Source organism: Streptomyces sp. NPDC047043 (assembly GCF_040644055.1).
GTDB lineage: Bacteria > Actinomycetota > Actinomycetes > Streptomycetales > Streptomycetaceae > Streptomyces.
The window spans coordinates 51751-63378 of record NZ_JBEYVO010000044.1 but is presented as its reverse complement, the minus strand read 5'-3'; the positions used below and the strand labels follow the sequence as shown (position 1 = coordinate 63378).

General features: G+C 69.4%; 12 protein-coding genes and 1 pseudogene. 2 read left to right on the top strand and 11 right to left on the bottom strand.

The genetic code is table 11. The annotated features are described in order from the left end of the window. Positions 1–39: 39 nt before the first annotated feature. From ABZ880_RS47310 to ABZ880_RS47280, 7 genes are all read right to left on the bottom strand, one after another. Positions 40–1092: an aldo/keto reductase gene (locus ABZ880_RS47310; protein WP_361277234.1), complete on the bottom strand. Its 1053-nt coding sequence runs from the start codon at positions 1090–1092 to the stop codon at positions 40–42. 10 nt (positions 1093–1102) lie between these two features. Next, positions 1103–1849, bottom strand: coding sequence for an SDR family oxidoreductase (locus ABZ880_RS47305; protein ID WP_361277233.1), 747 nt, complete (start codon positions 1847–1849; stop codon positions 1103–1105). Between the two features lie 108 nt (positions 1850–1957). Continuing rightward, complete coding sequence (locus tag ABZ880_RS47300; RefSeq protein WP_361277232.1) at positions 1958–2809, bottom strand: fumarylacetoacetate hydrolase family protein; 852 nt, start codon at positions 2807–2809, stop codon at positions 1958–1960. A 171-nt stretch (positions 2810–2980) separates the two neighbouring features. Next, a complete protein-coding gene (locus tag ABZ880_RS47295; protein ID WP_361277231.1) occupies positions 2981–3667 on the bottom strand; it encodes a GntR family transcriptional regulator in 687 nt (228 codons plus the stop codon). A gap of 112 nt (positions 3668–3779) precedes the next feature. Beyond that, entirely contained in the window at positions 3780–4646 is an 867-nt protein-coding gene (locus tag ABZ880_RS47290; RefSeq protein WP_361277261.1) for a carbohydrate ABC transporter permease, read from the bottom strand. 81 nt (positions 4647–4727) lie between these two features. Then, positions 4728–5648 (bottom strand): sugar ABC transporter permease, encoded by a 921-nt coding sequence (locus tag ABZ880_RS47285; RefSeq protein ID WP_361277230.1) that lies wholly within the window; start codon positions 5646–5648, stop codon positions 4728–4730. Positions 5649–5652: 4 nt separating this feature from the next. Then, entirely contained in the window at positions 5653–6975 is a 1323-nt protein-coding gene (locus ABZ880_RS47280) for an ABC transporter substrate-binding protein (RefSeq protein ID WP_361277229.1), read from the bottom strand. Between the two features lie 212 nt (positions 6976–7187). On the opposite strand from ABZ880_RS47280, the gene ABZ880_RS47275 reads away from it, so the two are divergent. Together ABZ880_RS47275 and ABZ880_RS47270 are read left to right on the top strand one after the other, a co-directional pair. After that, entirely contained in the window at positions 7188–8264 is a 1077-nt protein-coding gene (locus tag ABZ880_RS47275; RefSeq protein WP_361277228.1) for an enolase C-terminal domain-like protein, read from the top strand. 269 nt (positions 8265–8533) lie between these two features. Next, positions 8534–8722, top strand: a pseudogene (locus ABZ880_RS47270) (IS630 family transposase); the annotation flags it as partial. Here ABZ880_RS47270 and ABZ880_RS47265 read toward each other — a convergent pair. The 4 genes from ABZ880_RS47265 to ABZ880_RS47250 are packed head-to-tail and all read right to left on the bottom strand — an operon-like array spanning position 8697 to position 11539. Then, positions 8697–9236, bottom strand: coding sequence for a transposase (locus tag ABZ880_RS47265; RefSeq protein WP_361277227.1), 540 nt, complete (start codon positions 9234–9236; stop codon positions 8697–8699). The pseudogene ABZ880_RS47270 and the gene ABZ880_RS47265 overlap by 26 nt on opposite strands. Positions 9237–9274: 38 nt before the next feature. After that, positions 9275–10129: a hypothetical protein gene (locus tag ABZ880_RS47260; protein WP_361277226.1), complete on the bottom strand. Its 855-nt coding sequence runs from the start codon at positions 10127–10129 to the stop codon at positions 9275–9277. Continuing rightward, positions 10116–10469 carry a hypothetical protein gene (locus ABZ880_RS47255; protein ID WP_361277225.1) on the bottom strand — a complete coding sequence of 118 codons (354 nt, stop codon included), beginning with the start codon at positions 10467–10469 and terminating at the stop codon, positions 10116–10118. The genes ABZ880_RS47260 and ABZ880_RS47255 overlap by 14 nt, the downstream gene beginning before the upstream one ends. A gap of 59 nt (positions 10470–10528) precedes the next feature. Next, complete coding sequence (locus ABZ880_RS47250) at positions 10529–11539, bottom strand: NAD(P)H-dependent glycerol-3-phosphate dehydrogenase (RefSeq protein WP_361277224.1); 1011 nt, start codon at positions 11537–11539, stop codon at positions 10529–10531. Between the last annotated feature and the right edge of the window lie 89 nt (positions 11540–11628).

Here is an 11628-nt window from a genome sequence, read left to right as displayed (position 1 = left end):
CGTTGTCGTATCTGCGTTCCGTCGGTGGCCGAGCCGCCCCTACGGGCTTCGGAGGCTTCCCCCATGGGCACCCGGCGCACATCCGTCGGCCTCGCCCGGCACGGGTACGTCGGGCCCCAGCAGCCCGGCTGTGCGCAGTTCGTGCCAGAGAGCGTCCGGAACCGGCCGACGGAACTGCTCGACGGCGTCCCGGACCTGCTGAGCGCTGCGCAGTCCGATCAGCACCGCGGTGACGGCCGGGTGCCCGAGGGGGAAACGCGCGGCGGCGGCCCGGAGCGGCAGCCCGTGCCGCTCGCAGACCTCCTGGAGCCGCATCGCCTGCCGCAGCAACTCCTCCGGCACGGGCGCGTAGTCGTAGGTGATGCCGGGCGAGGGAGCGGCCAGCAGGCCGGAGTTGAAGACGCCCCCGACGATGACCGAGGTGCCGCGCCGATGAGCCTCCGGCAACAGGTCCGCGAGACCGCTCGGGTCGATCAGGGAGTAGCGGCCCGCCAGCAGCACGACGTCGATGTCGGTCTCGCGGACGAAGCGTGCGGGGACGGCGGTCTGGTTCATGCCGATGCCGACGGCCTTCACCAACCCCTCGCCACGGAGGCGCTCCAGCGCCGGGTACGCCTCGGTGAGGGCCTGCTCGGTGTGGTCGTCGGGGTCGTGCAGGTAGACGGTGTCCACGTGGTCCAGGCCGAGCCGTTCCAGACTGGATTCAAGGCTGCGTCGTACGCCGTCGGCGCTGAAGTCCCACACCCGCCGGTGGGTCGCGGGGACGGCGAAGCCGTTGGCGAGGTCGTCGCCCGCCACCTCGGCCACGGGTTCCAGCAGACGGCCGACCTTGGTGGAGACGCTGTAGTCCGCCCGGGGCCGGTCGCGGAGCGCGGCACCGAGGCGGCGCTCCGAGAGCCCGAGCCCGTAGTGCGGAGCGGTGTCGAAGGAGCGGATGCCCGACTCCCAGGCCACGGCCAGGGCCTCGGCCGCCTCCTGGTCGCTCACCGGGGTAAGCAGGTTGCCGATTCCGGCGGCGCCGAAGGCCAGTTCGCCGACCCAGGCGCCGCCGCGGCCGAGCCGTCTGCGCCTGATCTGTCCCGTCTCTGCCATGGCAGGGCCGTCAGCTTCCGGTCGGTCGTAGCCGCAGGCCCGCCATGCCGCCGTCGACGGCCAGCGCGACCCCGGTGACGGAAGCTGCGGCGGGGCCGGCCAAGTACGCGATGGCCGCGGCGACTTCACGGGCGGTGACCAGGCGCCCGGTGGGCTGACGGGCGTTCAGCGCGGCGCGCTCGGCTTCCGGGTCGGCCGCCGAGCCGAGGAGCCGGGCGACCCACGGGGTGTCGACGGTGCCCGGATTGACACAGTTGACCCGGACGCCCTCCCGTACGTGGTCCGCGGCCATCGCCAGGGTGAGCGAGAGCACCGCGCCCTTGCTCGCGGAGTACAGGGCACGCTGCGGAAGTCCGGCGGTCGCTACGATCGAGCAGGTGTTGACGACGGCCGCGTGTCGCGATCGGCGCAGATGGGGGAGAGCGGCACGGGTCGTGCGCACCACGCCCAGCACGTTGACGTCCAGGACCTGATGCCACTGCTCGTCCGTGTTGTCCTCCACTGTTCCGGTCGCGCCGATGCCCGCGTTGTTGACCAGGATGTCGATCCCGCCCAGGGCAGAGGCCGCGGCCTCCACCGCCGTACGCACCGACGCGTCGTCACTCACATCGGCCCGGAACCCGTGGACGGCGTCGCCCGGATCGAGGTCCAGCACGGCGACCACCGCACCGCGCCCGGTGAGTTCCTCGACCGCGGCGCGTCCGATGCCGGAGGCTCCGCCGGTGACGATCGCCCGCAGTCCGTCGAGGTCGGTCATGCGCGCACCCCCATGGCGGCGGCCGTGACAGGGCCCGGCTCGATGGGCGCGGCGGGGTGGCCGGGGCCGTGGGGGATGGTGGTCGGCGTGGTCATGGAGTCCTCCCTCTCAGGCCTGCGCGAAGGTCTGGCGCTGGGTGCCCAGGCCGTCCACGGTCAGTTCGACGACATCGCCGGAGCGCAGGAACGGTGTGCCGGGCAGACCGAGGGCGACGCCCGCAGGGGTGCCGGTGTTGATCACGTCACCGGGCTCCAGGACCATGTACTGGCTCAGATACCAGACGATGTACGCCACGTCGAAGATCATGTTCTTGGTGTTGCCGTCCTGGTGCCGCTCCCCGTTGACGGACAGCCGCAGGCCCAGCGCCTGAGGGTCGGTGATCTCGTCGGCGGTGACCAGCCAGGGGCCGAGGGGGTTGAAGGTCTCGCACGACTTGCCGAGGTCCCACTGGCCCGAGTACTCCAGCTGGAACTCACGCTCGGAGACGTCGTGGCTGATCGCGTACCCGGCGATGACGTCCGCGGATTCCTCGGGGGAGTCCAGGTAGCGGGCGGGCCGCCCGATCACGACGGCCAGCTCCACCTCCCAGTCCGTCTTCACCGACTTGCGGGGGATCAGGACCTCGTCATAAGGGCCGACCACGGTGGACGGAGCCTTCATGAACACCACTGGACGAGGCGGGATCGGCGCACCGGTCTCCTCCGCGTGGTCGCGGTAGTTCAGCCCGATGCAGATGATCTTGCCCGGGCGGGCGACGGGTGCGCCGGTCCGCAGCCCGGTGGTGTCGGTCTCCGGAAGTGCGTTGGCGGCCAGGGCCTCGCGTACCCGGGCCGTCCCGTTTGCGGCGAGGAAGGCCCCGTCGATGTCGTCGGTCAGGGACGTCAGGGAGTATGTCCGGCCGTCCGGTGCGATGACGACGGGGGTTTCCCCGCCGGGCGGGCCGACGCGCAGAAGCTTCATGGGGTACCTCCAGAAGGTCCGGAGGTATGGCCTCGGGACGGGATCGGAACAGGGGATTCGGTTCGGTAGGGAAGGGAGGCGCGCCGGTGCTCGCCCCGGGGGCCGATGTCAGTGCCAGGGTGGTGACGATGGTTCCGGCCGCTCGCCGGCTCACCGCGGGCGAGCAGGCTGTCAGGGGGCGATGGCGGAGCGGATTCGTTCCAGCGCCGCCTGGAGGTGGGCGGTCATCGCGGCTTCGGCCGCGACGGCGTCGCCCCGTGCGATCGCCTCGGCCACGGCGCGGTGTTCCTGCCAGGCCAGTTCGGTTGCGCCGGCCTGGTGGTAGGCGTGGAACTGGCGCAACTTGGGAGCGAGCCGGCGCAGCACGTCCCCGAGGACGACGTTCCCGGAGGCGTCGGCGACCATGCCGTGGAAGGTGAGGTCCTCGTCCTGCACACCGCCGTAGTCGTGATAGGACGTTGCGCCGGAGGGCGCGGGCGGCGCGCCGCACATCGTCTCGAGCCCGTCCAGCTGTTCGACGGTGGCGTGCTCCGCAGCCTGCCCTGCCGCCCAGGGTTCCAGACGGAGCCGTACGGCGTAGAGACTCTGCAGCGTGGAGTGGTCCAGCAGGTCACCCACGACGTATCCCTGACGCGGCCGCTTGGCCACCAGGCCCTCGCCCTCCAGCAGGGAGAGAGCCTCGCGCACCGGTGTCGGGGAGACCCCGAACCGCTGCGCGAGGTCGGAGACGAGCAACCTGTCGCCCGGGAGGAGTTCCCGCGCCAGCAGGAGCCGGCGCAGGCCGTCGCGGACCTCGTCCGCCACTCGGGGCCTGCGGGCGATCTGCTCGCTGCTTCGCTGATTGACCGGCTGTGTCATGGACTCTTCGCTCTTCTGGATCCGCGGCGCACCGGCGGGGCGCGACCGTCCCACACCCACAATAGATTCCGGATTTGGGATTTCCAAGAGGGGTTCTGTCCTGCTCGGGCGGTCATTCCTTCGAGGCACCCGCGAGCATTCCGGAGACGAGGGAACGCTGCGAGAAGAGGAACACCAGCAGCACCGGGAGGATCGTCACCAGGGCGGCGAGGGCGAGTTCGGGGCGGCCCATGCCGCTCGCGGCCGCCGGATAGACGATCTGGGAGGAGGCCAGCAGATTGCTCAGGCCCACCTGGGCCGGGTACTGCGAGCTGGACGGCAGCATCACGAACGGCAGGAAGAAGTTGTTCCAGCTGCCGACGAAGCTGAAGAAGCCGACCAGCGCGATCACCGGCCGGGCCAGCGGCAGCGCGATCCGGGTGAACACCTGCCACTCGCCGCAGCCGTCCATGCGGGCCGCGGCGAGGACGTCCGCCGGGATGGTAGACGAGAAGTAGATGTAGGTGAGGTAGACCCCGAACGGGAAGAACGCGAGCGGCAAGACCACCGACCAGATCGTCCCGGTCAGATGGACGGCGTTGACCTCCAGGTAGATGGGGAGCACCAGGACCGACGCGGGCATGATCATCACGATCAGCGTGATGGTCAGGAGCAGCTTCCGACCGACGAACTGTGTGAGCGCGAGGGCGTAGCCCGCAGGGACCGAGGTGGCCAGGGTCAGGGCGAGCGCGCCGAACGAGTAGACGGTGGAGTTCCTGATCCAGGTGAGGACGGCCCCGTCCTGGTAGCCGTACAGCTTGTGCCAGGTGCGGGCCAGGCCGTCGAGCGAGCCCAGGGCGAAGGGGTTGCCGCCGATGATCTGGGCGTCGGACTTGGTGGGGGCCAGCACCAGCCACACGATCGGCACCGCGAAGAACACCACGAAACCCGTCGAGCAGAGCCACCACAGACCGCGTGCCGCGGCCGAGCGGGCCGTGATCCGGCGGCGGCCGGCGGACGGCCCGGCAGGGGCCGCCGGCACGCTGCGGACGGGCGGGGAGTCGATGACGGACACAGGGCATCAGTCCCTCTCGAACAGACCGCCGCGGAAGACCACGGCCGCCGCGGCGATCACACCGATGAGCAGCAGGTCCACCGACAGGGCGGCGGCGCCGTTGAAGTCGTCGGCCTGGAAGGCGTACTGGAGGCTGAGTTGGTTCAGCGACCAGGAGTCGGAGACCATCCGCTGGCTCGCCGTGGTGACCAGTTGCGGCTCCACGAACAGCTGGGTGCCGCCCGCGAAGGCGAGGATGACCATGTAGGTGATCCACTTCCGCAGCATCGGCAGCTGGATCCGCAGCACGGTCTGCAGCACACCGGCGCCGTCCATGCGGGCGGCTTCCAGGAGCTCGGCCGGGATGTTGTTGAGCGCCCCGTACATGACGATGATCCAGCCGCCGGCGCCGGTCCAGAAGGCGATGACGGCGAACACGACCGGCAGGTGCTCCGGGAGGATGACCGTGGGCAGGGAGTCCTGGCCCATCGCCCGCAGGAGGAAGCCGGCGGGGCTGACGGCCGGGTCGAGCATGATCAGCCACAGCACCACACTGGCCGCGCCCGCCAGCGCCCCGGGGACGTAGTAGACGAACCGCAGCACCTTGCCGGTGCGCGGCATCCGGCCGTGCAGCATCAGGGCCGCGGCCAGGACCAGGACGGTCAGCGAGACCAGCCAGACGGTGACGTACAGCAGTACGTTGCCCAGTGCGGAGGCGAAGCGGTAGTCGGCGAAGGTGCGGGTGAAGTTACCGAGGCCGACGAGCTGGTGACGGCTGTTCGACAGCGCCAGCCAGAGCGCGTACGCGGCCGGCAGGACCCCGAAGGCGATCAGCAGGACGGTGTAGCCGCTGACGAAGAGGTAGCCGGCCCGGCCGGAGAGCCCCGAGCGGGGGCCGGGCGCCCGCTCGCCGCTGCCGCGGCGGGCGGGGACGGTTGTCAGTTGCATGGTGTCACTTCACCTTGTATCCGAGCGACGAGGCCTTGTCCTCGATCGCCTGCTGCAGATCAGGCAGCAGCGAGGTGATCGTGGCGCCCTGGGTCACCTTCGACAGGACGGTCGACTTGTACAGCTCGGTCACGTTGAACTCGGTGGTGTCGGTCCAGCCGGGCCAGATCTGGGCGGAGGCCTGCTGGAAAACCGGGGCCACGTCACCGGCGAAGTACGAGGTGTTCTTCGGGTTCACCAGCCAGGCCTCGGCGGCCTTCGTGAATGCCGGGAAACCCGGGTTGACCACCTGGACGGAGTTGTCGGTCGTCAGCCACTTCACCAGGCCGGAGGCGCCCTTGAGGTTCCTGCTGTGGGAGGAGACGAGCCATACGCCGCCGCCGTAGTCGCCGGTGTAGGTCCGGTCGTCGTCGGACCACTTCAGCGGAGCCGCCGCGGCCATCCGGCCGGCCGGGACCTTCAGCGGGCCCGCGAACAGGTACTGGCCGTACCAGGTCGGACCGGGCATCATCAGCACCTTGTCCGCTTTCGTCTTGGCGAACGAGGCGTCCCAGGGGCTCTCAGCCGTGAGGGAACCGGACTTCAGCAGTGTGTCGAGCATCCTGGTCATGCGGGTGCACTTCGGGTCCGTGAGATCGACGTGGATCTCCTTCGGTCCGGCGAGTCCCTCGGCCGGACAACGGCTGGGCCACAGGTAGGTGTTCGGGGCGACGTCGACGGAGCCGACCAGGTAGCCCGGGTGCTCCTTGGCGACCTTCTCGCCCAGCTTCTGGTACTCCTCCCAGGTTGTGGGCACCTGGTAACCCCACTTGGTCATCAGCTTCTTGTCGTACCAGAGCAGGGTCGGGGCGACGTCGTTGCGCAGGCAGTGGACGGTGCCTGCGGAAGTGCAGGGGTCGAGCGCGCCCTTGGAGAAACCGGAGATGGTCGCCTCGGGCAGCAGTCCCTTGTTGAGCGGGGCGGCGTAGGGGTGCGCGCCGGTGCTCGTCCAGGAGGCCGTGGTCAGCGAGGTCGAGAAGACGACGTCCGGCCAGCCGCTGCCGGAGCGGTCGAACAGCTGGATCTTGGTACGCAGGTCGCTGTCCTGGCCGCTGTAGGTGACCAGGTCGATCTTCACGTCGGGGTGCGCCTTGCGGTAGGCCTCCACGGCCGGCTGCCGGGTGGAGTCGGCCCAGACGGTCAGGGTGCTGCCGGGCTCCTGCTTGACGGGCTTGAACGCGGCCGCGTCAGGGGCCGTCGACTGGTCCGGGGGCGTGGCGTCGCCGCAGGCGGCGGAGAGGGCGAGCGCGGCGACCAGCACGGCAGCGCGGAGCGGAGTTCTTCTCACGGGTGACCTCGCAGGGAGGGAAGGGACGGACGGCTCGGGTGGGGGAGCTGTGTCTGCTCGTGGGGCGACGTCTGGCCCGGTGAGCGATGGATCTGGGGGGATTGACGCAAGGGAAGCACGACACCTACTGTCCGACAAGAGATTTGAGATCTGAGATTTTAAATTTAGTTTCTGAGCGCGATCGCCGCCCACCCGCCGAAAGGACCCGCACCGTGCGCATCACCAGCGTCGATGTCCATCTCGCAGACCCGAAGGACATCGGACCCCAGTTCAAGTGGCGAGACGGACTGCCCGGCTCGGAGCGCGTCAACACCACCGGTTACCTCGTGATCGGCACCGACGAGGGCATCAGCGGGATCTCGCCGGTCGCCCGCGGAGCGATCCTCGCCGACATCGTCGAGCGACGGCTGCGCGAGGAACTGCTCGGCGCCGACGCCCTGATGCGCGAGTTCCTCTGGCATCGGGTGTGGGAGCTCGACCGCGTCGAGGAGATGCCGATCTACGTCCTCGGGGCCGTCGACATCGCCCTGTGGGACATCGCGGCCCAGGCCGCGGGACTGCCCCTGTACCGGATGCTGGGAGGCTTCCGCCACGCCGTCCCCGCGTACGCCTCCACCGTCACCTTCGACAGCATCGAGCAGTACCTGCACGTCGCCGACCAGTGCCTCGACCTCGGTTACCCCGCTATCAAGCTGCACGCCTGGGGCGACGCCCGACGTGATGCCCGCCTGGTGACGGCCCTGCGCGAACACGTGGGCGACGACATCCCCCTGATGTACGACGGCTCGGCCGGCTTCGACCTCGCTGACGCCGTCTACCTCGGCCGGGCCCTCGACGACTCCGGATACCTCTGGTACGAGGAGCCCATGCGCGAGTTCAACGTCACCGCGCACAAGTGGCTCGGCGAGCGGGTGCGCACACCGTTGCTGGTCGGTGAGTGCTCGGACGGCGCGCACATGAACACCGCCGACTTCATCGCCTCGGGCTGCGCCACCATGGTCCGCACCAGCTGGCACCTGCGCGGTGGCATCACGGGCGCCCTGCGTACGGCCCACCTCGCCGAGGCATTCCACCTGCGGGCCGAGGTCCACAGCCCGGGCCCGATCAGCGCTCACCTCGGCGTGGCCATCCCCAACAACACGTACTACGAGTCGCTGATCGACAGCGACCCGGTCCGCCGGGAGCCGGCGGTCGGTGCCGACGGATTGGTCCGCCCGCCCCAGGTCGTCGGCATCGGCTACGACGGCAAGGTGTTGGAGACGTGCGGGCTGCCCGCGCGCGGCCACTAGCGTCGGATCGGGGGCGGGCCGAAGGGCCCGGGATCGTGGGTGCCATCGGAAGGGCGACTCGGGGCAGGCTCGGGCCGGTCCACACGCGACGAGCGAGAGAAACGGGGTTGGGGCAGGTCCGTCAGCTTCGGATGCGCCCAGGCGGTCCCGGTCACTGCTGTCCGCTGATGTGCGGGCCTTGTTGGAGTGGTGAACGCGTCGGGCGACGTCGGCCCAGTGCCCTGGCTCTGCGTGCGAGGCGGATTGTAGTGGCGTGAGCGGGGACGGAGGTGCCACCCATCGTTGCGGTCGCCCGGGAGCTGTGGGTGACCGTTGACGCGGTCCGCAAATGGCGGCGGCGGTCTATCGCCGACCGCCTGGACGGCTTTGTTGACGAGCCCCGGCCTGTCCGGCCGCCCACCATCGGTGTCGATCAGGTTGAGGCGGTGGTGGTCACGATCTTGGAGGAGCTCCCGAAGAACGCCAGCCACTGGTCGCGGAAATCGGTGGCGGATCACAGCAGGCTGTCGAAGTCGACTCCCGCCCGAGGGTGCGGTGGTCCTCCGCGTGAGTGTCAACGTGCTGAAGCAGCCTGCTGATGTCCTGGCCGCCCCTGACTCCGGACAGTCGTTCTTGGGCTGCCGAAGCCCTCGCCAGCCGGTGGGGGCTGAAGGCGAGGGCGGCGAAGGCGTCGTGAAGTTGGCGCCGTCGCACGGCGAGGCGTTTGAAGCGGTGAAGCAGGGCGAACGTCGGCTCGACGACATAGCGGAGTTTGCCCATGCCCTGGATGTTCTGCGATCCCTTGCGGGAGATGACGGGCAGGATCCGCCGACGACGCAACTCGTCGCGGTAGGCGTTGGAGTCGTAGCCCTTGTCACCGAGCAGAGCTTCGGGCCTGCGGCCGGGCCAGTCGGGGCGGCCCGCGGCGGGCGAGATGCCGTCGACCAGGGCCAGGTTCTGGGTGACGTCGTTGACGTTGGCCCCCCGCCCCATGCCCGGAACAACGACGCCCCACCACCTAGGACACGATCTTAGAGAGCGAAGGCGGTATAGGTGCCGACTGTGAGGCCGGAGAAGGTGATGAGTTGGCGAGGCTTGAGGCAGGCGAATGCTGTGTGTATCCCGATGCCAAGAGCGATCGCCCATGGGGTCGTGGCGTGGACGAGCAGTGCTGGCGGCAAGGTAATCTCCGCCGTGATAACGGCGGTTGAGATCATCTGCCAGAGCCGTACGTCGCGTTCGCTGAGGTTTCCGAGATGACGGCGGATGAGGCCGGGGACGGCGAACTGGCGGTGGTAGGGGAGTTGTTCTCTGACCTGTGTGAGGACGTGTACCCACTGGGCCAGGTACAGCCCGGTACGGAACTGCGGTGAACGAAGCTTCTGCCAGGCGCTGTTCCAGTAGATGTCCGTGGTGATCAGCACGAGGAGGCATTGAGCCCACGTGTTGGCGGTGCTCGGAGTGTGCTCGATGGCGAGTCCGTGACCGAGATCGCCTGCAACCAGGAGACAGCTGCCGGTCAGCAGGGTGTACCGCACCGCATTGGGGCTCCGGAGGTAGAACAGTTCCATGGTGGCTCCGGCCAGGACTGCCAACAGAGACAGCCGAGGTAGCAGCCCGAGAGTGAGGGCGACAGCGGCAGCCGTCCGTATCACGAGCGCCGGCCGGTACAAACCCGCGAGGAGGCGGGCCCGGCGAGGACCGAACCGCTGCTCCGCGAGGTGGAGACTGAGTGATCCGGGGATGATCCGGTGCCAGCCGCCTTGTCCGATGGACAGCGCGAAGCGCAGGGTGCAGATGGTGCCGAAGATGATCCGGAACAGTTGCAGGCGTCCCGGGTCGGTCGGGTAGCGGAAGCCGGCGGTGATGGCGTCAAAGAACCACACGGCTGTTCGTCACCTCCAGCGGCCTTTCGCCTGCTGCGGACAGGACGCGGCCGGTGCCGTCGATCCGGTCGTAATGGCCGCTGCTGGTCAGGTAGGTGATGACCGCCTGGAGCTGGGGCGGGCCGAGGAGGAAACTGCCTGGTGACAGGTGTCGGTAGACGTTGACTGACTCGGTGCGGCCGTCTTTCGTGCCGGTGAGGGTGACGACGGTGAAGGTGGCCCTACAGAACATTTTCCAGCGCAGCCAGCGGCCGGGCAGGCGCGTGAACCCGGTGATCATCCACACCACCAGGACACCGGTGACGGCGAGTTGGACAGCGGACATTGCCGATGCGGACATGACGGAGCCTCCAGGAACGGGAGGGTGATGAGGGACGCCTCAGTGGGTGGGCGTATGGGTCAGCGTTCAGGCTTGGCCGGCCGCTGCATGAGCGCGGCCACGGCTTCCTCGAGGCTGATCTTGCCGTGAAGGAGTGCGGCGATGGTCTCGGTGATCGGCATCTCGACACCATGGGTGCGGGCGAGTTCGAGGATCGCTTCGGCTGACTTGACGCCTTCGGTGGTCTGCCGGGCCGCAGCGGTTGCTTCGTCGACGCTCATGCCCTGGCCGAGGTGGGTGCCGAAGGTGCGGTTGCGGGACAGGGGAGAGGTGCAGGTCGCGATCAGGTCGCCGCAGCCTGAGAGACCGGCAAGGGTTTCGGGGTGTGCGCCGAGGGCGGTGGCCAGCCGGGTTGTCTCGGCCAGGCCGCGCGTGATGATCGTGGCGACGGCGTTGTGGCCCATCCCCATGCCATGGGCGATGCCGGTGGCCAGGGCGATGACGTTCTTGACCGCGCCGCCGAGTTCGCAGCCCATCACGTCGGTGCTGGTGTAGGGGCGGAAATACGAGGTGTGGCAGGCCGTCTGGAAGCGGCGAGCGGTGGCTTCGTCGGGGCAGGCCACGGTCGCGGCTGCGGGCTGCCCGGCCATGATCTCGCGGGCCAGGTTGGGCCCGGACAGCACGGCGATCCGCTCCGCGCTCAGACCGGTCACCTCGGCGATGACCTCGCTGGCCCGCCTCCCGGTGTCCCGTTCGATGCCTTTCATGAGCGAGACGATCACGGTGCCGGGGCCGATGTGTGGTGTCCAGTCGGCGAGGCTCGTGCGCAGGGACTGGGCGGGGATGGACAGCACGAGGTAGTCGGCGTTGTCCAGCGCGGTCGCCGGGTCGGTGGTGGCTGTGAGTGTGGCGGGCAGGTCGATGTCCGGGAAGTAGCCGGGGTTGCGGCGCGTCGTGTTGATCGCGTCGGCGATCTCATTGCGGCGGGCGTGCACGGTGACGACGGAGCCGGCGTCGGCGAGGATCTTCGCGGCGGCGGTGCCCCAGGACCCGGCGGAGAACACGGCCGCGCGGGCGGGGGACTGGCTCACTGCGGACTCCTCTTGCTGGTCGCGAGACGTGTGGGGTGGGCGTCGGCCGGGGCTGGCCATCGTATCGGCCCTCTCGGGAGCAGACGGCC

Coding starts and splice junctions, on each gene's coding strand:
- ABZ880_RS47310 (WP_361277234.1), bottom strand. CDS start 1,092: ATGGCAGAGACGGGACAGATCAGGCGCAGACGGCTCGGCCGCGGCGGC.
- ABZ880_RS47305 (WP_361277233.1), bottom strand. CDS start 1,849: ATGACCGACCTCGACGGACTGCGGGCGATCGTCACCGGCGGAGCCTCC.
- ABZ880_RS47300 (WP_361277232.1), bottom strand. CDS start 2,809: ATGAAGCTTCTGCGCGTCGGCCCGCCCGGCGGGGAAACCCCCGTCGTC.
- ABZ880_RS47295 (WP_361277231.1), bottom strand. CDS start 3,667: ATGACACAGCCGGTCAATCAGCGAAGCAGCGAGCAGATCGCCCGCAGG.
- ABZ880_RS47285 (WP_361277230.1), bottom strand. CDS start 5,648: ATGCAACTGACAACCGTCCCCGCCCGCCGCGGCAGCGGCGAGCGGGCG.
- ABZ880_RS47265 (WP_361277227.1), bottom strand. CDS start 9,236: ATGGGGCGGGGGGCCAACGTCAACGACGTCACCCAGAACCTGGCCCTG.
- ABZ880_RS47255 (WP_361277225.1), bottom strand. CDS start 10,469: ATGTCCGCATCGGCAATGTCCGCTGTCCAACTCGCCGTCACCGGTGTC.